Origin of the sequence: Nonomuraea sp. PA05 (assembly GCF_008086045.1) — a bacterium.
GTDB lineage: Bacteria > Actinomycetota > Actinomycetes > Streptosporangiales > Streptosporangiaceae > Nonomuraea > Nonomuraea monospora.
The window spans coordinates 1-20,855 of record NZ_VSEY01000045.1 but is presented as its reverse complement, the minus strand read 5'-3'; the positions used below and the strand labels follow the sequence as shown (position 1 = coordinate 20,855).

The following is a 20,855-nucleotide window of genomic DNA, read 5'->3' as shown; positions in this document are numbered from 1 at the left end:
CGCCCGCTCCCCCGCCGGTGGGGCCGCCGCCCGGTGTGTCCGTTTCGCTGGCCCAATATCGTTCGGACGAAGCGGTGCACGCGCTTCAAGTGGCTGTCCGAAATACTAGTGAAACACCTGTTTATTTTGCTGATGTCCAGCTCGTCACGCCGTCCTTCGCGACGCTTCCGGCGCGGCGGACCGACGCCGTCATCAGGAAGACCGAACGCACGGACCTGCCCGTCCCGTACGGCGCCGCCAACTGCCTCCCCCAGGGCCTGCCCGAGGTGCGGCCCGCGACCGTCGTGGCCCACGTGAGCACCGGCTCGGAGCAGCCCCGCAAGGTGGTGTTCCAGGTGCCGCACCCGGATCCGCTGCTGACCAGGCTGCTGCGGGACGAGTGCTCGGCGTTCCTCGTCAAGCAGGCCGCGGACATCGCGTTCGGCCCCACGTGGACGGAGACGGGGCCCAAGTCGGAGCCGGCGATGCGCGGCAGCCTGGTGCTCACGCGGCGCGGCCAGGGCGCGGTGACCGTCAACGACGTCGGCGGCACCACCCACTACATCGTCACCCCCGACAGCAGGCCGCTGGGCACGCTGGCCGCGGGGGCGCAGCGCCTGGAGCTGCCGATCCAGCTCACCCCCGGCGCGTGCTCCGGACACGCCTTCGCCGAGGCCAAGAAGGCCTTCCTGTTCCCGGTGCGGGCGTCACTGGACGGCGGCGAGGAACGCGTGGTGATCGTCACCCCGCCCAAGCCGCTCCAGGACCGCCTCCTCGGCTACGCCAAGCGCGCCTGCGGCCTGCCCTCCTGAGAACGCGACCGCCCCTCCCCCTGGCACGTCACGAGGGGAAGGGGCGGGCGGCGGTCAGCCCTCGATCTTGCCGGTCCTGTACTCCAGGGCCTTGCTGGCGTACTTGTTGTCGTCGCCGTACTGGTAGACCCCGATGGTCGCCACGGACGGGTCGCCGTTGGCGTCGAACTCGACGGGGCCGCTGATCCCGTCGTAGTCGATGTCCTTACCGGCCTTGAGCAGGTCGACGCACTCCTTGAAGCTCTTGCACTTCTCGCCGCCGCCGCTCACCTCGGCCAGCTTGCCCGCGATGGACGCGCCGCTGTCGTCCTTGGCGGCCTCCGCGGCCAGCGCGATGAGGTTCGCCGCGTCGTACGACTCGGCGGCGTAGGTGAAGTCGTCGAGCTTGGGGTCGAGCTTGCGCAGCTTGTCCCTGAACTCCTCGGGAGCCTCGGCGCCCGGGATGGTGCCCTTGACCCCGGTGAGCGTGCCCTTGGGCATCTTCAGGTAGTTGGTGTTCGACATGTTGCCGTCCACCATGTACCACTTCACCTTGTCGGCGGTCAGGCCCTGCTTGACCAGCTCGGCCACGACCTTGGCGCCCTCCTCGAACCCGATCAGCACCACGGCCTTCGGGTTCTTGGCCTTGATCTTGGCCACGTCGGCGGAGAACTCGGCCGCCTTCGGGTCGTAGTCGACCCGCTCCACGACGCTCGCGCCGGCCGCCTCGGCCGTCTTGGTGATCTGGTCGGCCAGGCCGGAGCCGTAGGAGTCCTGCATGGCCAGGATGCCGACGGTGTCGTTGCCGTCCGCGGCGATCAGGTCACCCAGCACGCGGCCCTGCAGCTTGTCCGGCGGCGCCGTACGGAAGTAGAGCCCGTTGTCCTCGATCGTGGTGAACTTGTCGGAGGTGTTGGCCGGCGAGAACTGCACGACCCCCGCCCCGGTGATCTTGTCGATGATCGACTCCGACACCGACGAGGACGCGGCGCCGATGATGGCGTCGGCCTTCTGCCCGAGCAGCTTGTCCACCGACTGCGAGGCGATGTTCGTGGTGGTGTCGCCGGAGTCGGTGTGCACCTTGGTGACCGGCTTGCCGAGGACGCCGCCCGCCTCGTTGATCTCCTTGACGGCCTGGTCCACACCGGCGAACTCGGGCGGGCCGAGGAACGCCAGCGAACCGGTCTGCGGCAGCACCGTGCCGAGGGTCAGCGTGCCGTCGCCCTTCGCCGCCGGCGCCGAGGAGGCCGCCGTGGACGTCGCGGCGGACGGCGCGGTGGACGCCGCGGTCTCCCCGGCCGTGTCGCCACCGCCGCCACAGGCCGTCAGTGCCAGGCTCGCCGCGGCCGCCACGGCCAGCAGGCGCCCCATCGGAGCAATGCGGTTCATAGAAGAGACTCCCCCAATCTCGGCGAAGAGACGATCACCTTCGCCGGGTTTTCCGAGCTCAGCATGCCTGCCGGACCCGAAGAGGGGGAGTTCTTACCCGACTTTTATATTGGATCGTAATGTCTTAAATACGCTGAGTAATGGTCTGTTTCGTCAGAGTTACGGACACATCCCAAAAGAGGGGTGCCCTGGCCCTAAATAACGGGGCCAGGGCGGGAATGGTCAGCCGTCGATGGCTCCCCGGCGATATTCGGTCGCCTTGGCGGCGTTGAACTTGTTGTCCGGCCCGTACTGGTAGACCCCGATCGTCGCGACCGACGGGTCACCCACGTCGTTGAAGTCCACCGGCCCGCTGACGCCGTCGTAGTCGATGTCCGATCCCGCCTTGAGCAGGTCGGCGCACTCCTTGAAGCCCGTGCACTTGGTGCCGCCCTTGCTGACGTCCACCAGCTTGCCCGCGATCGCCGTGCCCGTGTCCGCCTTGGCGGCCTCCGCCGCCAGGGCCACGAGCGTCACGGCGTCGTACGACTCCGCCGCGTAGGTGTACTCGGTCAGCTTCGGGTTGACCTGCAGCAACCGCTTCTGGAACGCCTCGGGCGCCTCGGCCCCCGGCACCGTGCCCTTGACCCCGTCCATCGTGCCCTTGGGCGTCTTGACGAAGTTGGTGTTCGACATGTTGCCGTCGACCATGTACCACTTGTACTTGTCGCTGGTCAGCCCCTGCTTGACCAGCTCCTGCACGACCTTGGCGGTCTCCTCGAAGCCGATGAGCACGATGCCCTTGGGGTTCTTGGCCTTGATCTTGGCGACGTCGGCGGAGAAGTCGGCGGCCTTCGGGTCGTAGTCCACCCGCTCCACGACCTCCGCGCCGCCGTCCTGGGCCGTCTTGGTCACCTGGTCGGCCAGGCCGGAGCCATAGGAGTCCTGCATGGCCAGGATGCCGATGGTGTCGTTGCCGTCGGAGACCACCAGGTCACCCAGCACGCGGCCCTGCAGCTTGTCCGGCGGCGCCGTACGGAAGTACAGCCCCTTGTCCTCGATCGTGGTGAACTTGTCGGAGGTGTTGGCGGGCGAGAACTGCACGACGCCCGCGCGCGTGATCTTGTCGATGACCGATTCGGACACCGACGAGGACGCCGCGCCGATGATGGCGTCGGCCTTCTGCGCCAGCAGCTTGTCCACCGACTGCGAGGCGATGTTGGTGGTCGAGTCGCCCGAGTCCGTGTCGGACTTCTGCACCGGCTTGCCGAGCACCCCGCCGGCCTCGTTGATCTCCTTGAGCGCCAGATCGACGCCCCCGAACATGGGTGGCCCGAGATAGGCGAGCGACCCGGTCTGCGGCAGCACCGTGCCGACGCGCAGCGTGCCGTCGCCCTGCGGAGCCGTCGCCGACGGCGGCTGCGCGGAGCCCGAGGGGGCGGTGCCGGCGGTCGTGCCGCCCGGCGAGCACGCCGCCAGCGCCAGAGCCGCCGCGGTGACGGCGAGCGGCGCGCGAAGAATGCGGATCATGGAGTGCGTCTCCGATCGAGAGGAGCGGACCTTCCGTCCGCCCATCAGTTACGCGCCGGGACGCCCTCCGGGTAAGCGGCCGAAGCCGGTTGGATGCTCACTCGTGACCGCACCACAACCCGCCGCAGCAAATCACCTGATAAAGGGATTTTTCAGGATCGCTCCGCGGCGTCGTCGATAACGATCTGGGCAACCTCGCGCATGCTCAGCCGCCGGTCCATCGACGCCTTCTGGATCCATCGGAACGCCTGCGGCTCCGTCCAGCCGTGCTGCGTCATCAACTGCCCCTTGGCCCGCTCGACCAGCTTCCTGGTCTCCAGCCGCTCCGACAGGCTCGACACCTCGGCCGCGAGCGCCACCATCTCCTCGTGCCTGCTCACCGCCATCTCGATCGCCGGCACCAGGTCGGCCTTCGTGAACGGCTTGACCAGGTAGGCCATGGCCCCCGCGTCCCTGGCCCGCTCGACCAGGTCGCGCTGGGAGAACGCGGTCAGGATCAGGCACGGGGCGATCCGCTCGGACACGATCCGCTCGGCCGCCGAGATGCCGTCGAGCACCGGCATCTTCACGTCGAGGATCACGAGGTCGGGCTTCAGCTCGGCGGCCAGCCTGATCGCCTGCTCGCCGTCACCGGCCTCGCCCACGACGACGTAGCCGTCCTCCTGGAGCATCTCCTTGAGGTCGAGGCGGATCAGGGCCTCGTCTTCCGCGATCACTACTCGCCGCTGCGTACTCACGAGCAGAAGAGTACAGACGTCCGGTAGATTAGATCCACGCCGGTGCGGCTCGGGGCGCTACGCTCCGAGATCACAGACCGGACAAATGCCGCCCCGGTAGACCAATCGGCAGAGTCGATGGCCTCAAAATCCATTCAGTGTGGGTTCGAATCCCACCCGGGGCACCACCCGACCGCCGGGCACCACGCCCGGCGGTTTTGTCGTACCGGGGTGCGACACTCTCCGCATGCACGATATCGCACTTCGTGACCTCCGACCGAAAATGTTGACCGAAATTATGGTCACCACGGCACGGGGCCGCCGTCGTCGAAGAACCCGCCCGTAGGCCCGTCCGGGCCCAGCGTGGCCAGCTCAATGATCACGGCCGCCCCCTCCGCTGCCGTGCGAGTGATCGGGAACGGCAGGCCCTTGGTGAAGTCCGTGGCACAGGCGCCGGGGGCGGCGGCGTTCACCAGCATGCCGTCCTTACGCAGCTCCTTGGCGTACTGCACGGTCAGCGCGTTCAGCGCGGCCTTGGACGGCGGGTAGGCGGCGGAGGCCGGGAGGGCCGACATGTAGTGGGCGGGGTCGGTGTGGTGGTGCAGGGAGCCGACGCCGCTGGAGACGTTCACTATGCGGGGGGCGGGTGAGTTTCTCAGGAGCGGGAGCATGGCGTTGGTGACCATGAGCACGCCGATGACGTTCGTCTCGAAGACGTCGCGGATGGTGGTCGCGGGGGTCCGGCTGGGGGGCAGGTCGGTGGGGCCGGAGATGCCTGCGTTGTTGACCAGCACGTCCAGGCGGTCCAGGGAGGCTGCGGCGGCCTCGATGGTGGCGGGGTCGGTGACGTCCAGGACGACCACGCGCACGTCCGGCTCGGCGCCGGCCTGGTAGGCGACGCCCGGCTGAGCGCCGGTCTGGTTGATCATGCCCGGTTCGGCGCGGAGGCGGGCGGCGGCCTGTTCGCCGCGCTCGCGGTCGCGGGAGCCGAGCAGGACGGTCATGCCCCGAGCCGCGAGCCCGGCGGCGACCGCGTATCCGATGCCCTTGTTCGCCCCGGTCACCAGGGCGACGGCGGTGGTGTCTGTCATGTCACGAAGCACACCACCGAGCCCGGCGACGGAGCCAACACCCGATGGGTCCTGGGCAATACCCTGAGGGTATGGAGACGCGCGAGCTGGCCTACTTCGCGGCCGTCGCGGAGGAGCTGCACTTCGGACGGGCGGCCGCACGGCTCGGCATGGCGCAGCCGCCGCTGTCGAGGGCGATCCAGAAGCTGGAACGGCGCCTCGGTGTCCTGCTGTTCGAGCGGACCAGCCGCGGGGTGTCGCTCACCCCGGCCGGCGAGGTGCTCGCCAGGGAGGCCGCCAAGGTCCTCGACGCGGTGGCGGCGGCGACGGCCCGCACGCGCCGGGCCGGGCTGACCGAGCCGCGGCTGGTGGTCGCGCTGAAGCCGGGAGGCGACGGCGGGCTGCTGCCCGGCGTGCTGGCCGCCTACCGTGCGCGGCCTGGCGCGGTGGCGGTGGAGCTGGCGCTGTGCGGGGTGGCGGAACGGGCGCGGCTGGTCCGCGACGGCACCGCCGACGTGGCGTTCCTGCACAGCCCGTACGAGGACCTGGCGGGGTTCGACAGCGAGCCGCTGCTGGTGGAGGGCAGCGTGGCCGTCATGACGGCCGCCCATCCGCTGGCGGGCCGCGAGCACGTGTGCCTGGCCGACCTCGACGCCGGCCCGACACCGCGCTGGCCCGCGACACAGCCGAACGCGACCGGCCCGAGACCACGTCGGCCCGCGACCCAGCCGGAGGTGACCGAGCCGAGACCACGTCGGCCCGCGACCCAACCGAACGCGACCGGCCCGAGACCACGTCAGCCCGCGCCCCAGCCGGAGGTGACCGAGCCGGCGACGTTGATGCAGCTCGTCGCGCTCGGGCGGCTTGTCGTGGTGGGGCCGGAGTCGGTGCGGGACCAGGTGCGGCGGGACCTGGTGTGCGTGCCGGTGCTCGACGCGGCGCCCACGACCGTGGTGCTCGCCTGGCCCGAAGGGGCGCGGTCGCGGGCGCTGGCGGAGTTCGTGCGGACGGCGGCGGAGGTGGCGGCCGGGTTTCCGGGTGCGGTGGCGACTTTTCGGGATCGCTCCCACCGGGAATAGCCGTCATCAAGATCGATGACTACGGGGGTGGGCGGGATGCCGTTGAGCGTGGGGGCGCGGGAGGCGTTCCTGGCGGAGTCGCACATCGCCAGCCTGGCGGTGGAGGCGGGCGACGGCCGGGCGCCGCTGGTCGTGCCGGTCTGGTACGACTACAGCCCGGGGGGCGAGATCCGGTTCCTGACGGACGGCGACTCGCACAAGGCCAGGCTGATCGCGAAGGCAGGCCGGTTCTCTGTGCTGGTGCAGCGGGACAGCCCGACTTATCGGTATGTGTCGGTGGAGGGGCCGGTGGTGCGGTCGGGGCCGACGACGCTGGACGATCTGACCCGCATCTCTGCTCGGTATCTGCCGCCGGACGCGGTGTCCGGGTATGTGCAGGGCTCGGACTTGAAGGTGCTGGTGACCTTCAGGATGCGGCCGGATCACTGGCTCTCGGCTGATTTGGGTGCTCTGGGTTGACGCCCGGGCAGGCGCGGAGGCAGGCAGGCGCAAACGGGCGGGCGCATAAGCGAGCGGGCGCATAAGCGAGCGGGCGCATAAGCGAGCGGGCGCATAAGCGAGCGGGCGCGTAAGTGGGCAGGTGGGCTTGGCCGGCAGTCGTCCTGAGGGTGGTTGATCCGGGGTGGGCGGTGGGCTGGGGGCCGTGGGCTGACCTGGGTAACGGTATTTTTGGGCCCGTGACTGCTATCGATCCCACCTCGACCGGCGCGTTCGGCGTCGGCCTCGCCACCATCGCCGCCGACGGCACCGTACTCGACACCTGGTTCCCCGCCCCCGAGCTGGGCGACGCGCCTCACTCGGGCACCCAGCGGCTCTCCGCCGAAGAGGCCGGGGAGCTGGCCGAGCAGACCGGCCCCGACGCGGCGCGGGGCGTGGAGGTGGTGGCCGTGCGCACCGGCATCGCCAAGCTCTCCGAGGCGCCCGTGGACGCGCACGACGTCTACCTGCGGCTCCACCTGCTCTCGTCCCGCCTGGTCCAGCCGCACGGCGTCAACCTGGACGGCATCTTCGGCCATCTGGCCAACGTGGTGTGGACGAGCCACGGCCCGTGCCCCGTGCCGGACTTCGAGCGCACGCGGCTGCGGCTGCGGGCCAGGGGCGCGGTGGCGGTGTACGGGGTGGACAAGTTCCCGCGGATGGTGGACTACGTGCTGCCCTCGGGGGTGCGGATCGCCGACGCCGACCGGGTGCGGCTCGGCGCGCACCTGGCCAGCGGCACGACGGTCATGCACGAGGGCTTCGTGAACTTCAACGCCGGCACGCTCGGCAGCTCGATGGTCGAGGGCCGGATCTCGGCCGGCGTGGTCGTCGGTGACGGCTCCGACGTGGGCGGCGGCGCCTCGATCATGGGGACGCTGTCGGGCGGCGGCAAGCAGGTCATCTCGATCGGCGAGCGCTGCCTGCTGGGCGCCAACTCGGGCGTGGGCATCTCGCTGGGCGACGACTGCGTGGTGGAGGCGGGCCTGTACGTCACGGCGGGCACGCGGGTCACGCTGCCGGACGGCGCGGTCGTCAAGGCGGCCGAGCTGTCGGGGTCCGACGGCATCCTGCTGCGGCGCAACTCGCAGTCGGGCGCGGTGGAGGCGCTGCCGCGCAAGGGCGGCGGCATCGAGCTCAACGCGGCCCTGCACGCCAACGACTGAGCGCCGCCGCCGTCACGGGCGAGATGCGGCGATGGGGCAGCGTACGGAACGCTGCCCCATCGGTGTTTCTGGCGGTGGTGACGGGTGGAGCCCCCAAGGTACGGCCGCGTGCGAGGGGTGGTGAGGGGGCCGGGGCCACGGCCGCGCGCGAAGGGCGGCGAAGGGGCGGCGGCCGGTGTTCGAGCACGCTGACGGCCCACTTGGGCTCGCGTAACGGCGGCCGGCCGGTGATGGGTCAGCGGCCGTGACATGGAGGGCCACCCGCCGGAGTGCGGCGGGTGGCAGACCACGGCAGCGCGTAACAAAAAAACGGCAGCGCGTAACGAAAAGGATCAGTGCGCGTGAGAGACAGCGGACCCGATCGTGTGCACGCGCAGGGCGTTGGTGGAGCCCGGGGTGCCGGGAGGGGAGCCGGCCACGATGACCACCTTGTCACCCTTCTCCAGCCGCCCCAAGGACAGCAGCGACGCCTCCACCTGCCGCACCATGTCATCGGTGTGGTGCACGAACGGCACGTGGAACGTCTCCACCCCCCACGTCAGGGAGAGCTGCCCCCGCACGTGCGGCGCGGAGGTGAAGGCGAGCAGCGGGATCGGCGAGCGGTAGCGGGCCAGCCGCCGCGCCGTCTCGCCCGACATGGTGAAGGCCACCAGTGCCTTGGCGCCCACGATGGCGCCCACTTCGGCGGCGGCGCGGGCGATGGCGCCGCCGGTGGTCTCCGGCATGCGCTCCAGGGTGTGGGTGGCGTGCAGGGAGGACTTCTCCGCGGCGCAGGCGATGCGGTCCATCGTGGAGACGGCTTCGATCGGGTAGTTGCCGACCGAGGTCTCGCCGGAGAGCATGACCGCGTCGGCGCCGTCCATGACCGCGTAGGCCACGTCGGAGGCCTCGGCGCGGGTGGGGCGCGGGGCGTTCATCATGGAGTCGAGCATCTGGGTGGCGACGATGACCGGGCGGGCCTTCTCGCGGCACAGCTCGATGATCCGCCGCTGCACGATCGGGACCTGCTCCAGGGGCAGCTCGACGCCGAGGTCGCCGCGGGCGACCATGATGCCGTCGAAGGCCTCGACGATGTCGGGCAGGCGGTCGACGGCCTGCGGCTTCTCGATCTTGGCGAGCAGCGGGAGGCGGACGGCCTCCTGCTCCATGATGTTGCGCACCACGTCGGCGTCGGACGGGCGGCGGACGAAGGACAGGGCGATCATGTCGAAGCCGGTGCGCAGCGCCCAGCGCAGGTCGGCCTCGTCCTTGTCGGTGAGCGCGGGGGCGCTGACGTTGACGCCCGGCAGGTTGAGGCCCTTGTTGTCGGAGATCATGCCGCCGATGACGACCCGGGTGGTGATCCGCTCTCCGTCGACGCGGGTGGCCTCCAGGACGAGGCGGCCGTCGTCGACGAGGATCGTGTCACCGGGACGGACGTCCTTGGGCAGACCCTTGTAGGTGGTGGAGACCTGCTCGCGGTCGCCCGGCACGTCTTCGGTGGTGATGGTGAAGACGTCACCGAAGCCCAGCCTGACGGGGCCTTCCTCGAACGTGCCGACACGGATCTTGGGGCCCTGCAGGTCGGCGAGCACGCCTACACCGCGGCCGAGGTCGGCCGCCACCTCCTTGACCCGGTCGTAAACCTCTCTGTGCAGGTCATGATTGCCATGGCTGAGGTTGAACCGTGCCACGTCCATGCCCGCGGCGATCAGCTCGCGGAGTCGTTCCTTGGAAGAAGTGGCGGGGCCTAGAGTGCAGACGATTTTCGCGCGACGAGTCACGAGTCCTACCTTAATTGGTACAGACCACTTGGCAGTCACTGACGACGGAGAACGTACCCGACGTAGGAGAACAGAACGAGAACGGCGACCCCAAGTCGCGCCAAGTTCGTGTACTCCTCCGGGTAGATCACGCCTTCGATGTAGTGGTCGATGAAGCCGCTTGCGGGTAGCCCCTCCTGGCCCGCGCCACGGCGCGCCCAGTCCTCGGCGAGGGTGAGGGGGCACTCGACGCCGAACGCGACCGAGAGCAGGCCCCAGGCGGCGACGGCGAGGTGCGCCCAGATCGTACGCCTCCAGCGCCACGCGAGGAACCCGCCCACGGCCATGTAGAGCAGAAAGACGAAGTGCACCAGCATCGCCGCGTCGGCGAGGAGGCGGTACGTCATGGTTCGACGGTAGCCGCCTTCCAGGCGTCCACGATCCCGTGGCCGTAGAATCCGTTGTCCGATGTGCCGCCTTCGCAGTCGTGCGTCTCGGTCTGCCCGAAAACCTTGTACACGTACTGGCGCGGCGTGGGGCACGCCTTCTGCGTGGCCGTCTTGTACAGGAGCTGCTCCGTCGTGGCCGGGGCGAGTTCGAGCCCGCCCTTGCCGGGCTTGCCGAAGCGGCTGACGAGGATCGCGGCGACGCCGGCGGCGTGCGGCGAGGCCATCGAGGTGCCTTCGAGGTACTGGTAGTAGGCGCAGGTGCCGCCGGTGCAGTCCTTGACGACGTCGGCGCCCTTGGGCTCGCCCTTGGCGTCGATGCGGCCGGAGGCGCGCAGCACGTGCTCGGGCGCGGCGGCCAGGATCGACCGGGTGGCCTGGGTGCCCTGCCCGTCGAGCACGTCGCCGCCGGGCGCGGACACGTCGGTCTGCTCGTCGCCGTAGTCGCTGTAGACGGCCTTGCGGCCGGACGGGCCGAGGGCGGAGACGGAGATGACGCCGTTGGACTCGGCGGGCACGTTGAGGCAGGAGTTGTCGACCTGGCGCTCCTTCTCGTCGCCCTTCGGGTAGCCGGGGCTCTGCTTGTCCACCTTGGGGTCGCCGAGGTCGGTGGAGCCGTTGCCGAGTGCGGAGATCAGCGTGACGCCCTTCTGGCGGGCGTAGTCGATGGCGCGCTGCATGCCGGTGATGATGGCCTGCTGTTCGAGCTGCTGCTTCCTGGTGTCGGACTTGTTGTTCGCGCAGTTGAACAGCCAGGGGTCGACGAAGTAGCTCATGTTGACCACGTCCACGCCGATGTCGCCGGCGTAGGTGAGGGCGTCGAGGCTGGGCTTGAGGAAGAAGAAGCCGGAGTCCTGGCCCGCCCTGAGGTTCACGATCTGCACGCCCGGCGCGACGCCGGCGATGCCCAGGCCGTTCACCGGGGAGGCGATGGTGCTGGCCACGTGGGTGCCGTGGCCGTCGTCGTCCACGTCCACGGCGTCCTTGCAGCCGGACGCCTCGCAGGGGCCGTCGAGCGTCTCGCCGTACTCGTCCTTGGGCTTGTCGGTGACGAAGTTGCGGCTGAGGTCGCGGTTGAAGTTGGGGGCTATGTCGGGGTGCTTGCCGTCCACGCCGGTGTCGATGACGCCGACGAGGACCTGCTTGGTGCCGGGGGCCTTGGCGTTGGCGCGGTCGGCGCCGATCATGCGCATGTCCCACTGGCGGCCCGCCAGCGGCTCGCCCCTGGTCTTGGTGAAGGACTTCTCGTCGGGGAACCCGCCCGTACGGGCGGAGGTGGCCGGGCGGGAGGTGGCGTAGCCGATGCGGCGGTCCGGGGAGACTCCCACGACGGCCGGGTCCGCGCCCACGGCCTCCTCGAACCCGCTGCCCGGCCCGGCGGCCATGAGGTAACCGAGCTTGGTGTCGGCGGAGACCGCGGTGCCGCCGGCGCGCTCCACGGCGGCCTCGGCCTGCCGCTGCTTGCCGTGGTCGTAGAAGACCAGGAACTCGGCCCGTGGCGTGGCGGGCTCGCGGGTCGCGGACGGCGTGCAGGCGCCGAGCGCGACCACGGCGGCCAGCGCCGTCAAGCCCGAGGCGACCCGCCGCATTGTTCCCCCATCCGCCGACATGCCGCAGAACCTGAATCTTCCCGACAGGAATCCCCTGATGCAACTTAGTGATGAAATTTCGGTCGATTGACGACGAAGCGGACCCCCAAGGCCGGCTTCGCGTCCCAGGCCGGGATGATCAGCGGGTGTGTTCGAGCGTGACCTCGCCCATGATCACGCTGCGCGGCATCGGCCGCCGCAGGAACTCGTGCGGGAACCCCAGGTCCACCCGGCTGACCTCGTCGAGCGTGGCGCGCTGCTCGCCGGTGAACCGCACGTCCAGCGCCCCCAGGTTGTCCTGGAGCTGCGCGAGCGTCCGCGCCCCCACGATGGGCGCCGTAACGCCCTGCTCCAGCAGCGCCCAGGCCAGCGCCACCTGCGACGGCGTCGCGCCCAGCTCCCCCGCGACCCGCTTGACCGCGTCGGCGACGCCGAGCGTGCGCTCGGTGAGCGAGCCGTTGGCCGCCGCCACGTTCTTGCGCGTGCCCGAAGGGGCGGCGGAGACCTCCTGCGCCAGGTCGGCCCTGGTGTACTTGCCGGTGAGCACGCCGCTGCCCAGCGGCGACCACGGGATGACGCCGAGCCCCATCTCGCGCGCCATGGGGATCAGGTCGCGCTTCCCGGTCCGCTCGATCAGGCTGTACTCGATCTGCAGGGCGATCAGCGGCGACCATCCCCGCAGGTCGGCGATGGCCTGCATACGGGAGACCTGCCAGGCGGGCGTGTCGGAGATGCCCACGTAGAGCACCTTGCCGGCCCTGACGAGGTCGTCCAGGCCGCACAGGATCTCCTCCACGGGGGTGGTGAAGTCCCAGGCGTGCAGGTAGAGCAGGTCGAGGTGGTCGGTGCGCAGGCGGCGCAGGCTGGCCTCCACCGACTGCACCATGCTCTTGCGGTGGTTGCCGCCGGCGTTCGGGTCGCGGGGGCGCCTGGTCGCGCTGTACTTGGTGGCCAGCACGAGCTGGTCGCGCCGCCCCGCCGCGAACTCGCCGACCAGCGACTCGGACGTGCCGTCGGTGTACTGGTTGGCGGTGTCGACGAAGTTGCCGCCGCGCTCGACGTACGCCTCGAAGACGCGGCGCGACTCGTCCCGGTCGGAGCCCCAGCCCCAGTCGGTCCCGAACGTCATCGTGCCCAGCGCCAGCGGCGAGACCCGCAGCCCACCGACCTGCGTGGCCTCCTGGGCCGCTCATCCCGACGACAAGGGCCTGGCGGACCTGGTCGAGGAGCTGACCTCCGGGAGCGAGGAGTTCGCCCGGCTGTGGGCCATGCGGGACGTGCGGGTCAACGCCCAAGCGGCTGGGCACGCCGCCGAGGGGCCACTCACCCTGGAGTACGAGGTGCTGGACGCCATCGCGCGTTCCTGTGCGGCCTGACCACGCGGACGGTCAAGAGGGCGCGCGTAGCGGCGGCCCGCCACGTGCAGGGTCAGCGGGCGTCTTCCTGGAGGCCCTCAGCCACGTGCGGCGGGTGGCGGTGACGTCGGCTGTGCCGTAACAGGTGGGAAAGCGAACGGCCCGGTCACCAGGACCGGGCCGTTCAGCACATCAGACGAGCGGACGAGCCGTGGGAAGGATCGGGTAGGGCAGAGCCGTCTCCCCGGTCAGGAAGCGGTCCACGCCGCTGGCGGCGGCGCGGCCCTCGGCGATCGCCCACACGATGAGCGACTGCCCGCGCCCCATGTCGCCCGCCACGAAGACGCCGTCCACCTTGGACATGTACGTCTTGTCGCGCGCCACGTTCCCCCTGGCGTCGTAGAAGCCGTCGCCGGCCGCCTCCGCCAGGTCCTGCAGCAGCGAGCCCTTCTCCGGCCCGACGAAGCCCATGGACAGCGTGACCAGGTCGGCCGGGATCTCCCGCTCGGTGCCCGGGATCGGCTTGAACCCGTTCTGCGGCCCCTCGACCTCGACCAGCCGCAGCGCCCGCACGTTGCCGTCGGCGTCGCCGACGAACTCGGTGGTGGACACCGCGTACACGCGCTGCCCGCCACCGTCGGCGAGCTCCTCGTGGGCGCTCTCCATCTTGAACAGGATGGGGAACGTCGGCCACGGCTGGCTGCCGGGCCTGGCCCTGGGCGGCTGCGGCATGATCTCGAGCTGGGTGACGGACGCGGCGCCCTGCCGGATCGCGGTGCCGATGCAGTCGGCGCCGGTGTCGCCGCCGCCGATCACGACCACGTGCTTGCCCTCGGCCGAGACGGGCGAGACCGCGTAGTCGCCCTCCTGGACCTTGTTGGACAGCGGCAGGTACTCCATCGCCTGGTAGACGCCCTTGAGCTCGCGCCCGGTCACCGGCAGGTCGCGCCACTGGGTGGCGCCGCCGGACAGCACCACGGCGTCGAACTGCTCGCGCAGCTCGGCGGCCGTGATGTCGACGCCGACGTTCACGCCGGTGCGGAACTCGGTGCCCTCCGCCCGCATCTGCTCCAGGCGGCGCTCGATGTGCCGCTTCTCCATCTTGAACTCGGGGATGCCGTAGCGCAGCAGCCCGCCGACGCGGTCGGCCCGCTCGAACACGACCACGTCGTGCCCGGCGCGGGTGAGCTGCTGGGCGGCCGCGAGCCCCGCGGGGCCCGAGCCGACGACCGCGACCCTCTTGCCGGTCTTGACGGCCGGCGGCTGCGGGGTGACCCAGCCCTCTTCGAACGCGCGGTCGATGATCTCGACCTCGACCCGCTTGATCGCCACCGGGTCGGAGTTGATGCCGAGCACGCACGCCGCCTCACACGGAGCCGGGCAGAGCCTGCCGGTGAACTCCGGGAAGTTGTTGGTGGCGTGCAGCCGCTCGATCGCCTCGCGCCAGTCGGTGCGGAAGACCAGGTCGTTCCACTCGGGGATGAGGTTCCCGAGCGGGCAGCCGTTGTGGCAGAACGGGATGCCGCAGTCCATGCACCGGGCCGCCTGCTTGGTCAGCTTCTCCTGGCCGAAGTCCTGGTAGACCTCGCGCCAGTCGCTGATGCGGACGTCCACGGGGCGGCGCGCCGGCAGCTCCCGGTCGTGCGTGAGAAAACCCTTCGGGTCAGCCATTCGGTACGCCTCCTCAGCCCTTGACCGCGGCGGCCATGACCGCCTCGTCGATGTCCCTGCCTTCGATGCGAGCGGCCTCCGCGGCCTCCAGCACCCTCTTGTAGTCGGTCGGCATGATCTTGCCGAACCGGCCGAGCGCCGCGTCCCAGTCGGCGAGCAGCGCCTTGGCGACCGGCGAGCCGGTCTCCGCGAAGTGCTTCTCGACGGTCTCCTTGAGGAACTCGGCGTCCTGCTCGGTGAGCGCCTCGATGGCGACCATCTCGCGGTTGACCCGCTCGGGCCTGAGGTCCAGCAGGTACGCGATGCCGCCCGACATGCCGGCCGCGAAGTTGCGCCCGGTCTGGCCGAGCACCACGACCTTGCCGCCGGTCATGTACTCGCAGCCGTGGTCGCCCACGCCCTCGACGACCGCGGTGGCGCCGGAGTTGCGCACGCAGAACCGCTCGCCCACGACGCCCCTGACGAACACCTCGCCGGACGTGGCGCCGTACAGGGCGACGTTGCCGGCGATGATGTGGCCGTCGAGCGGGGCCTCGTCGTGCGGCCGGACGGTGATCCGCCCGCCGGACAGGCCCTTGCCGAGGTAGTCGTTGGCGTCGCCGCTCAGCCGCAGCGTGATCCCGCGCGGCACGAACGCGCCGAACGAGTTGCCCGCCGAGCCGGTGAACGAGATGTCGATCGTGTTGTCGGGCAGGCCCTTGCCACCGTGCCGCTTGGTGACCTGGTAGCCGAGCATGGTGCCGACCGTGCGGTTCACGTTGCGGATGGGCAGCTCCAGCGTGACCGGGGTGCCGCCGTTGATGGCGCCCTCGGCGAGCTGGATGAGCGTGTTGTCCAGCGCGTGCTGGAGCCCGTGGTCCTGCTCGACCGTGCGGCGCAGCGGGGTGCCCGCGGGCAGCTCCGGCTGGTGCAGGATCGGCGACAGGTCGAGGCCGCCGGCCTTCCAGTGGTTCTCGGCCGCCGTCATGTCGAGCATCTCGACGTGCCCGATGGCCTCGTCGAGCGAGCGGAAGCCCAGCTCGGCGAGGTACTCGCGGATCTCCTCCGCGATGAACTCGAAGAAGTTGACCACGAACTCGGGCTTGCCGGTGAAGCGCTTGCGCAGCTCGGGGTTCTGCGTGGCGACGCCCACCGGGCAGGTGTCGAGGTGGCAGACGCGCATCATCACGCAGCCGGAGACGACCAGCGGAGCGGTGGCGAAGCCGTACTCCTCGGCGCCGAGCAGCGCGGCGATGACGACGTCGCGGCCGGTCTTGAGCTGGCCGTCCACCTGCACGACGATGCGGTCGCGCAGGTCGTTCAGCAGCAGCGTCTGCTGGGTCTCGGCGAGGCCGAGCTCCCACGGGGCGCCGGCGTGCTTGAGCGACGTGAGCGGGGAGGCGCCGGTGCCGCCGTCGTGCCCGGAGATGAGCACCACGTCGGCGTGCGCCTTGGACACACCCGCCGCGACCGTGCCGACACCGACCTCGGCGACCAGCTTCACGTGGACCCTGGACTCCGGGTTGGAGTTCTTCAGGTCGTGGATGAGCTGGGCCAGGTCCTCGATCGAGTAGATGTCGTGGTGCGGCGGCGGCGAGATGAGGCCGACGCCGGGCGTGGAGTGCCGGGTCTTGGCGACCCACGGGTAGACCTTGTGGCCGGGAAGCTGGCCGCCCTCGCCGGGCTTGGCGCCCTGGGCCATCTTGATCTGCAGGTCGTCGGCGTTGACCAGGTACTCGGAGGTGACGCCGAACCGGCCGGAGGCCACCTGCTTGATCGCCGAGCGGCGGGCCGGGTCGTACAGGCGCTCGGGGTCCTCGCCGCCCTCGCCGGTGTTGGACTTGCCGCCGAGCCGGTTCATCGCGATGGCGAGCGTCTCGTGCGCCTCCATCGAGATGGAGCCGTACGACATCGCGCCGGTGGAGAACCGCTTGACGATGCTCTCGACGGGCTCGACCTCGTCGATCGGGATCGGGCTGCCCTTGCGCAGCTTGAACAGGCCGCGCAGGGTCATCAGCCGCTCCGACTGGGAGTCCACGAGGTTCGTGTACTCCTTGAAGATCTCGTAGCGGCGGGTCCTGGTGGCGTGCTGCAGCTTGAAGACGGTCTCGGGGTTGAACAGGTGCGGCTCGCCCTCGCGCCGCCACTGGTACTCGCCGCCGACCTGGAGCTTGCGGTGGGCGTTCTCCGCGCGCGGGTAGGCGTGGCGGTGCCGCTGCGCGACCTCCTCGGCCAGCACGTCGAAGCCGACGCCGCCGAGGCGGGAGGTGGTGCCGATGAAGCAGGAGTCGATGACCTCCTGGCTCAGGCCCAGCGCCTCGAAGATCTGCGAGCCGGTGTAGGAGGCCACGGTGGACACGCCCATCTTGGACATGACCTTGATGACGCCCTTGCCGTACGCCTTGATCAGGTTGCGGACGGCCTTGCGCTTGTCGAGCTGGAGGACGCCGGTGTCGACCAGGTCCTCGATCGTCTCGATCGCCAGGTACGGGTTGATCGCGCCGGCGCCGTAGCCGATCAGCAGCGCCATGTGGTGGCACTCGCGGGCCTCGGCGGTCTCGATGACCAGGCCGATCTTGGTGCGGGTCTTCTCCTGGATCAGGTGGTGGTGCACCGCGCCGGTGAGCAGCAGCGACGGGATCGGCGCGAGCGCGTCGGAGGAGCCGCGGTCGGACAGCACGAGGATGCGCGCGCCGTCGGCGATCGCCTTGGACGCCTCGGTCCTGATCTCCTCCAGGCGGCGCAGCAGCGCCTCGCCGCCGCCGGCGACCTCGAACAGGCCGCTGATGACGTACGGGTGGAAGCCCGGCAGGTCGTGCTCGTCGTTGATGTGGATGATCTTGGCGAGCTCGTCGTTGTCGATCACCGGGTACGGCAGCACGAGCTGGCGACAGGAGCTGGGCCCCGGGTCCAGCAGGTTGCCCTCGGGGCCGATGGTGCTGGCCAGGGAGGTGACCAGCTCCTCGCGGATGGCGTCCAGCGGCGGGTTGGTGACCTGCGCGAACAGCTGCGTGAAGTAGTCGAACAGCAGCCGCGGCTTCTCGCTCAGCACGGCCACGGGCGTGTCGGTGCCCATCGAGCCGATCGGCTCCTGGCCGGCCTTGGCCATCGGCGACAGGATGATGCGCAGCTCTTCCTCGGTGTAGCCGAAGGTCTGCTGCCGCTTGACGAGCGCCTCGTGGGTGGGGATCTCGCGCCGGCGGGTCGGCAGCTCCTCGAAGCGGACGAGACCGGCGTGCAGCCAGTCGTTGTACGGGAGCTCGGCGGCGAGCTCGGCCTTGATCTCGTCGTCCTCGATGATCTTGCCGCGGGCGGTGTCGATGAGGAACATGCGGCCCGGCTGCAGGCGGCCCTTGCGGACCACGTCCTCGGGCTTGATGTCCAGCACGCCGGCCTCGGAGGCGAGCACGACGAGGCCGTCGGCGGTCACCCAGAAGCGTCCCGGGCGCAGGCCGTTGCGGTCGAGCACGGCGCCGGCCAGGGTGCCGTCGGTGAAGGTGATCGAGGCGGGGCCGTCCCAGGCCTCCATCACCGTGGAGTGGAACTCGTAGAAGGCCCGGCGCGCCGGGTCCATCTCGGTGTGGTTCTCCCACGCCTCGGGGATCATCATGAGGACGGCGTGCGGCAGGCTCCGGCCACCGATGTGCAGCAGCTCCAGGGCCTCGTCGAAGCTGGCGGTGTCGCTGCCATCCGGGTCGCAGATGGGGAAAAGTCGCGAAATATCGCCCGGAATGTGGGCGGAGGCCAGCATCGCCTCGCGGGCCCGCATCCAGTTGCGGTTGCCCTTGACCGTGTTGATCTCGCCGTTGTGCGCGATGTAACGGTACGGGTGAGCCAGCGGCCAGCTCGGGAACGTGTTGGTGGAGAAGCGCGAGTGCACCAGCGCGATCGCGGTCTCGTAACGCTCGTCGCTCAGGTCGGGGAAGAACGGCTCGACCTGGTCGGGCGTGAGCATGCCCTTGTAGACGATCGTCCTGGACGACAGCGAGGGGAAGTACACGTCGGCCTCGTGCTCGGCCCGCTTGCGCAGGCAGAACGCGAGCCGGTCCAGCTCCAGCCCCGTGCGGCCCTCCGGGTCGGACACGAAGAGCTGGGCGAAGTGCGGCATGACCGCCCGGGCGCTCGGCCCCGGCAGCTCCCGGTCGACCGGCGTCTCGCGCCAGCCGAGCACGGTCAGGCCCTCCTCGGCCGCGATCTCCTCGATCAGGCGCGTCGCGACGCTCCTGGCCTCGGCGTCGAACGGCAGGAAGGCGATGCCGGCGGCGTACGCGCCGGCCTCGGGCAGCGTGAACGGCACGACCGCCCGGTAGAACCCATCGGGGATCTGCGTCAGGATCCCGGCTCCGTCGCCGGTGTCCGGCTCGCTACCCTTGGCCCCCCGATGATCAAGATTGCACAGCGCCGTCAGCGCCTTGACCACGATGCCGTGACCACGGCGCCCGGCGACGTCGGCAACCATGGCGACACCGCAGGCATCGTGCTCGTTGGCGGGGTGGTACAGGCCCTGGGGCTCGGGGAACCCGAGGTGGGCAGCAGGCATTGAATCCCTCCCGTCGTCTTCGTCTGTCTAGAACTGCTCTACAGGCGGGGACGACGTTGGCCCTGCTGCATATCGTGGGTAGAGGTTACCTCACCCTGCCGGAATGGTGCCCGCCGCGTCCGCATTACGAACTTTTGCGCCCATCTCGACATCCGAACTCCCTATCCCAAACCCTGGGCGTGGCCGCCGAAATTCCCGGCCCGCGCAGTGATTTCCGCCAGAGGGAGCGAGTCCCCGCGAGCCGATAGGGTTTGGGCCATGGAGCGTGACGGGGTCGAGCGCCTGCTCACCGAGGCGGGGGCCGACAGCAGGCGGCTGAGGCACGCCCTGAGCCTGCTGTGCGACGGCCAGTGGTGGACGTTGCCGGAACTGGTCAGGGATACGGCCACGTCCCGGCGCACCATCGAGGCCCTGCTGCGCGAGCTGCCGCTGGAACGCGACGGCGACCGCTTCCGTGTCCCCCTCGTCAACACCCCCGCCTACCAGGACCTCATCGCCGTCGCCCCGCCCCCTGAGGACCCGGTCGCCCACCTCCTGCCCCACTCCGGCCCCGCCCTCGACCGGCTCACCACGCTCATCGCCAAGGCGCCGCGCGCCCGCCACGTCCTCGACCACGTCTCGGCCACGCCCGAGACGGTGCTGCGCAGGGCGCTGCTGCTGGGAGCCCGCTTCTGGCTGCCCGAATCGCGCCTGCTGTGCGTGGGCGACCACGACCTGACGTCGCTGGCGGTCAAACTCGTCCATCCCGCGACCGACGTGACCGTCGTCGACGTGGACGAGCGCATCCTGGCCTACCTCGACGAGCAGCGGCTCGGCGTCCGCACCCGGTGGGCCGACCTGCGCCTCGGCCTGCCCGCCTCGGCCCGCGACCACGACCTCGCCCTCACCGACCCGCCCTACACGCCTGAGGGCACGGGGCTGTTCGTGGCGCGCGCTCTTGAGGGGCTCAAGGATGGGGGGCGGGTTCTGCTGGCGTACGGGGCCAGTGAGCGTACGCCGTTGCTGGCGTTCAAGGTGCAGCAGGAGTTGTCCGAGCTCAATCTTGCCTATGAGGCGATTTATCCGGACTTCAATCGGTACTTCGGGGCTGAGGCCATCGGGTCTGCCGCCGATCTGTACATCCTGCGGCCCACCAGCAAGACTCGGCCGGCTGTGCAGTCGCGGCTGAGTCGTCAGGCTACGGCCATCTACACCCAGGGGCCGCAGGCGGTGGAGAGTACGCTCGGTGGGGCTCCCGCGGCGGGCGCCAAGACCGCAGGCACGCGGGCGGGAAGCGCGGCGGGCAGCGAGACGGCGGGCACGCAGACGGGCGTCACGGCGGGCGCGGGCACGCAGACGGGCGTCACGGCGGGCGCGG

16 protein-coding genes and 1 tRNA gene are annotated in these 20,855 nt (G+C 70.4%); 7 read left to right on the top strand and 10 right to left on the bottom strand.

The features are described 5' to 3' along the window. Positions 1-89: 89 nt before the first annotated feature. The gene (locus FXF51_RS48220) at positions 90-791 is read left to right on the top strand and encodes a hypothetical protein (protein WP_187414985.1); all 702 of its coding nucleotides are present in this window, start codon (positions 90-92) and stop codon (positions 789-791) included. A 54-nt stretch (positions 792-845) separates the two neighbouring features. On the opposite strand, the gene FXF51_RS48215 is transcribed toward FXF51_RS48220, so the two are convergent. The 3 genes from FXF51_RS48215 to FXF51_RS48205 all read right to left on the bottom strand — a co-directional run bounded on the left by FXF51_RS48215 (position 846) and on the right by FXF51_RS48205 (position 4,405). After that, positions 846-2,159, bottom strand: coding sequence for an ABC transporter substrate-binding protein (locus FXF51_RS48215; protein WP_148441552.1), 1,314 nt, complete (start codon positions 2,157-2,159; stop codon positions 846-848). A 222-nt stretch (positions 2,160-2,381) separates the two neighbouring features. After that, the gene (locus tag FXF51_RS48210; protein ID WP_148441551.1) at positions 2,382-3,668 is read right to left on the bottom strand and encodes an ABC transporter substrate-binding protein; all 1,287 of its coding nucleotides are present in this window, start codon (positions 3,666-3,668) and stop codon (positions 2,382-2,384) included. 152 nt (positions 3,669-3,820) lie between these two features. Further along, positions 3,821-4,405 carry an ANTAR domain-containing response regulator gene (locus FXF51_RS48205; RefSeq protein WP_262380334.1) on the bottom strand — a complete coding sequence of 195 codons (585 nt, stop codon included), beginning with the start codon at positions 4,403-4,405 and terminating at the stop codon, positions 3,821-3,823. A gap of 90 nt (positions 4,406-4,495) precedes the next feature. On the opposite strand from FXF51_RS48205, the gene FXF51_RS48200 reads away from it, so the two are divergent. Beyond that, a tRNA-Leu gene (locus FXF51_RS48200) sits at positions 4,496-4,572 on the top strand. A 114-nt stretch (positions 4,573-4,686) separates the two neighbouring features. On the opposite strand, the gene FXF51_RS48195 is transcribed toward FXF51_RS48200, so the two are convergent. Then, positions 4,687-5,475, bottom strand: coding sequence for an SDR family oxidoreductase (locus FXF51_RS48195; RefSeq protein ID WP_148441550.1), 789 nt, complete (start codon positions 5,473-5,475; stop codon positions 4,687-4,689). 71 nt (positions 5,476-5,546) lie between these two features. Between FXF51_RS48195 and FXF51_RS48190 the strand changes: the two genes are divergently transcribed. The 3 genes from FXF51_RS48190 (at position 5,547) to dapD (ending at position 8,176) form a co-directional block, all read left to right on the top strand. Further along, the gene (locus FXF51_RS48190) at positions 5,547-6,533 is read left to right on the top strand and encodes a LysR family transcriptional regulator (protein ID WP_148441549.1); all 987 of its coding nucleotides are present in this window, start codon (positions 5,547-5,549) and stop codon (positions 6,531-6,533) included. 15 nt (positions 6,534-6,548) lie between these two features. Beyond that, on the top strand, positions 6,549-6,992 hold the full coding sequence (locus FXF51_RS48185) for a pyridoxamine 5'-phosphate oxidase family protein (RefSeq protein ID WP_262380333.1): 444 nt from the start codon (positions 6,549-6,551) through the stop codon (positions 6,990-6,992). 218 nt (positions 6,993-7,210) lie between these two features. Beyond that, the gene (gene dapD, locus FXF51_RS48180) at positions 7,211-8,176 is read left to right on the top strand and encodes a 2,3,4,5-tetrahydropyridine-2,6-dicarboxylate N-succinyltransferase (protein ID WP_148441548.1); all 966 of its coding nucleotides are present in this window, start codon (positions 7,211-7,213) and stop codon (positions 8,174-8,176) included. A gap of 332 nt (positions 8,177-8,508) precedes the next feature. Here the strand turns inward: dapD and pyk are convergent, their stop codons facing one another. The 4 genes from pyk to FXF51_RS48160 all read right to left on the bottom strand — a co-directional run bounded on the left by pyk (position 8,509) and on the right by FXF51_RS48160 (position 13,082). Further along, positions 8,509-9,939 (bottom strand): pyruvate kinase, encoded by a 1,431-nt coding sequence (gene pyk / locus FXF51_RS48175; protein ID WP_148441547.1) that lies wholly within the window; start codon positions 9,937-9,939, stop codon positions 8,509-8,511. 35 nt (positions 9,940-9,974) lie between these two features. Beyond that, a complete protein-coding gene (locus tag FXF51_RS48170; protein WP_148441546.1) occupies positions 9,975-10,325 on the bottom strand; it encodes a DUF2784 domain-containing protein in 351 nt (116 codons plus the stop codon). After that, positions 10,322-11,953: a S8 family peptidase gene (locus FXF51_RS48165; RefSeq protein WP_187414984.1), complete on the bottom strand. Its 1,632-nt coding sequence runs from the start codon at positions 11,951-11,953 to the stop codon at positions 10,322-10,324. Before FXF51_RS48165 ends, FXF51_RS48170 begins: the two co-directional genes overlap by 4 nt. A 139-nt stretch (positions 11,954-12,092) precedes the next feature. Then, positions 12,093-13,082 (bottom strand): aldo/keto reductase, encoded by a 990-nt coding sequence (locus FXF51_RS48160; RefSeq protein ID WP_148441545.1) that lies wholly within the window; start codon positions 13,080-13,082, stop codon positions 12,093-12,095. Between the two features lies 1 nt (position 13,083). On the opposite strand from FXF51_RS48160, the gene FXF51_RS48155 reads away from it, so the two are divergent. Beyond that, positions 13,084-13,329, top strand: coding sequence for a hypothetical protein (locus FXF51_RS48155; protein WP_148441544.1), 246 nt, complete (start codon positions 13,084-13,086; stop codon positions 13,327-13,329). Between the two features lie 171 nt (positions 13,330-13,500). Here FXF51_RS48155 and FXF51_RS48150 read toward each other — a convergent pair whose 3' ends face one another. Continuing rightward, a complete protein-coding gene (locus FXF51_RS48150) occupies positions 13,501-14,979 on the bottom strand; it encodes a glutamate synthase subunit beta (RefSeq protein WP_148441543.1) in 1,479 nt (492 codons plus the stop codon). Positions 14,980-14,992: 13 nt separating this feature from the next. After that, complete coding sequence (gene gltB / locus FXF51_RS48145) at positions 14,993-19,498, bottom strand: glutamate synthase large subunit (RefSeq protein WP_187414983.1); 4,506 nt, start codon at positions 19,496-19,498, stop codon at positions 14,993-14,995. A 258-nt stretch (positions 19,499-19,756) separates the two neighbouring features. Between gltB and FXF51_RS48140 the strand changes: the two genes are divergently transcribed. After that, positions 19,757-20,855: bis-aminopropyl spermidine synthase family protein (locus FXF51_RS48140; RefSeq protein ID WP_148441542.1), on the top strand; the 1,099-nt coding region annotated here is incomplete at its 3' end.

Bases quoted from the DNA above. Each gene is read 5' to 3' on its own strand.
- FXF51_RS48195 (WP_148441550.1), bottom strand. From the start codon at position 5,475: ATGACAGACACCACCGCCGTCGCCCTGGTGACCGGGGCGAACAAGGGC.
- FXF51_RS48190 (WP_148441549.1), top strand. From the start codon at position 5,547: ATGGAGACGCGCGAGCTGGCCTACTTCGCGGCCGTCGCGGAGGAGCTG.
- FXF51_RS48170 (WP_148441546.1), bottom strand. From the start codon at position 10,325: ATGACGTACCGCCTCCTCGCCGACGCGGCGATGCTGGTGCACTTCGTC.
- gltB (WP_187414983.1), bottom strand. From the start codon at position 19,498: ATGCCTGCTGCCCACCTCGGGTTCCCCGAGCCCCAGGGCCTGTACCAC.
- FXF51_RS48150 (WP_148441543.1), bottom strand. From the start codon at position 14,979: ATGGCTGACCCGAAGGGTTTTCTCACGCACGACCGGGAGCTGCCGGCG.
- FXF51_RS48215 (WP_148441552.1), bottom strand. From the start codon at position 2,159: ATGAACCGCATTGCTCCGATGGGGCGCCTGCTGGCCGTGGCGGCCGCG.
- FXF51_RS48185 (WP_262380333.1), top strand. From the start codon at position 6,549: ATGACTACGGGGGTGGGCGGGATGCCGTTGAGCGTGGGGGCGCGGGAG.
- FXF51_RS48160 (WP_148441545.1), bottom strand. From the start codon at position 13,082: ATGACGTTCGGGACCGACTGGGGCTGGGGCTCCGACCGGGACGAGTCG.
- FXF51_RS48165 (WP_187414984.1), bottom strand. From the start codon at position 11,953: ATGCGGCGGGTCGCCTCGGGCTTGACGGCGCTGGCCGCCGTGGTCGCG.
- FXF51_RS48210 (WP_148441551.1), bottom strand. From the start codon at position 3,668: ATGATCCGCATTCTTCGCGCGCCGCTCGCCGTCACCGCGGCGGCTCTG.